Raw genomic sequence first — 2,044 nt, forward strand, 5'->3', positions numbered from 1 at the left:
GGAGGGCCCGCAGCTGCGGAGGAACGACCGGGTGCGGCGGGCGATGGGCAGGGGCTTGTCGGGCGGGCAGGGATACATGTCCTGCTCGACGATGGCGAACAGGTCCTTCCCCAGGGCGCGTGCGGCGTCCAGGACCGGTTCCAGCGCGGGTACCCCACCGGGCGGCTCGCACATCACCCCGCGCGCCACCGCCGGACCGAACGGCACCCCGTTCGCCACGACGTCCGCGAGGACCTCCGGATCGACCTGCTTGAGGTGCAGGTAGCCGATGCGCTCGCCGTAGGTCTCGATGAGCTTCACGCTGTCGCCGCCGCAGTACGCGTAATGACCGGTGTCGAGGCAGAGCGAGACCAGGTCCGGGTCGGTGGCGTCGAGGAAGCGGTTGACGTTCGCCTCGCCGTCGATGTGCGTGTCGGCGTGCGGGTGCACCACGATCCGCAGCCCGTAGCGGTCCCGCACCTCGCGGGCCAGCCGCTCCGTCTGCGTGGTGAGGTCGCGCCACTGCGCCGCCGTGAGTGCGCGGTCCTCCAGCACCTCGCCCGTCCTGTCGTCCCGCCAGAACGACGGGATGACCACCAGGTGCCCGGCCCCCATGGCCTGGGCGAGCGCCGCGTTGTCGGCGACGTGGGCCCACGTCCGGTCCCAGACGCCCGGGCCGTGGTGCAGTCCCGTGAACACGGTTGCCGCGGAGACGGCGAGACCCCGCCGGGCGGTCTCCTCCCGGAGCCGCGCGGCGTCGGTCGGCAGATAGCCGTACGGGCCGAGCTCGATCCACTCGTAGCCCGCCTCGGAGACCTCGTCCAGGAAGCGCTCCCACGGAACCTGCCGCGGGTCGTCGGGGAACCACACCCCCCAGGAGTCGGGTGCCGAACCGATGCGGATGCCGGTCGGAGACGGTGCGAAGGAGGTCATATCGCCCACCCTTCCGGCCTCATGACGGGGTGTCAAGGCTTCCTCCGAATGTCCGGACAAAGTGTTGACAGGTGTCCGGGGTAGGGCTAGACCTGGGGCCAGTCGAAGGGACGTGTATGCCTGAGCCGTACGACGTGATCACCATGGGCCGGATCGGGGTGGACCTCTACCCGTTGCAGACCGGTGTACCGCTCGACCGCGTCGAGACCTTCGGGAAGTTCCTCGGAGGTTCACCGGCCAACGTGGCGGTGGCCGCGGCCAGGCTGGGCCGGCGGACCGCCGTGATCAGCCGGACCGGCCGCGATCCCTTCGGCGACTACCTCCACCGGGCGCTGGGGGAGTTCGGGGTGGACGACCGGTGGGTGGCCCCCGTCGGGGAGTACCCGACCCCGGTCACCTTCTGCGAGATCTTCCCACCGGACGACTTCCCCCTCTACTTCTACCGGCAGCCCAAGGCGCCCGATCTGGAGATCCACGGGGACGAACTCGACCTGGACGCGGTGCGCGAGGCCCGGGTCTTCTGGATGACGGGGACCGGACTGTGCGCCGAGCCCAGCCGTACCGCGACCCTCACCGCCCTGCGGGCGCGCGGCGCGGCACCGGGTGCGGCGGCGGCCCCGCGCGCCACCGTCTTCGACCTGGACTGGCGTCCCGTGTTCTGGGCCGACGCCGACGACGCGCCCGCGCGCTACCGGGAAGCGCTCGCCCACGCCACGGTCGCCGTCGGCAACGTCGACGAGTGCGAGATCGCCACCGGTGAACGCGCACCGCACGCCGCCGCCCGGGCCCTGCTGGCCGCCGGGGTGGAGCTCGCCGTCGTCAAGCAGGGCCCCGCCGGTGTCCTCGCCGTCCACCGGGACGGCGCCTGCGCCGAGATCCCGCCCCTGCCGGTGGACGTGGTCAACGGGCTGGGCGCGGGAGACGCGTTCGGCGGTGCCCTCTGCCACGGACTGCTCGCCGGCTGGGACACGGCACGCGCCATGCGGTACGCCAACGCCGCCGGCGCCATCGTCGCCTCCCGCCTCCCCTGCTCCTCGGCGATGCCCTTCCCCCACGAGGTGGAGGAGGCCCTCGCCGAGGGGGCCGTCCCGGCGGCGGTGGCGACGGCCGCCGGGGCGGGACCGTCCGGGAC

At 73.0% G+C, this 2,044-nt stretch carries 2 protein-coding genes; one reads left to right on the forward strand and one right to left on the reverse strand.

The features are described 5' to 3' along the window. On the reverse strand, positions 1-912 hold a 912-nt coding region (locus IH13_RS0116510; protein ID WP_031085149.1), incomplete at its 3' end, for a sugar phosphate isomerase/epimerase family protein. A gap of 116 nt (positions 913-1,028) precedes the next feature. Between IH13_RS0116510 and iolC the strand changes: the two genes are divergently transcribed. Beyond that, the coding region (gene iolC / locus IH13_RS0116515) for a 5-dehydro-2-deoxygluconokinase (RefSeq protein ID WP_031085150.1) at positions 1,029-2,044 on the forward strand (1,016 nt) is incomplete at its 3' end.

Source organism: Streptomyces sp. NRRL WC-3549, from assembly GCF_000721935.1.
In the GTDB taxonomy this organism is placed as follows: domain Bacteria; phylum Actinomycetota; class Actinomycetes; order Streptomycetales; family Streptomycetaceae; genus Streptomyces.